Origin of the sequence: Clostridium sp. C8-1-8, from assembly GCF_009928445.1 — a bacterium.
Lineage (GTDB): Bacteria > Bacillota > Clostridia > Clostridiales > Clostridiaceae > Clostridium_AR.
In genome coordinates, this window is record NZ_JAABNO010000113.1 from 1 (window position 1) to 204 (window position 204).

At 34.8% G+C, this 204-nt stretch carries 1 protein-coding gene; it reads right to left on the reverse strand.

Annotation, left to right across the window (positions count from 1 at the left end; genetic code table 11):
• A partial coding sequence (locus GXK57_RS26465) for a hypothetical protein (protein WP_207710246.1) occupies positions 1-204 on the reverse strand: 204 nt, incomplete at both ends.

Sequence of the window (204 nt, forward strand, 5' to 3'; positions counted from 1 at the left end):
TCTGAACGTATGTGAAGAAATTCTGGCAGGCGACTAATTCTTTCTTTTTTACTGTATAGCTTAACAAGCTGTTCTCAATTTTTAACATTGATAGTTTTAGCCCTAGATTATAGCATTTCCCTTGAAATTTTAAAAAGTCACTGAAGCGTCTTTCTTCAGTGAGCTTTTTTGCGCATCTGCCTTTTCTGAACGTATGTGAAGAAA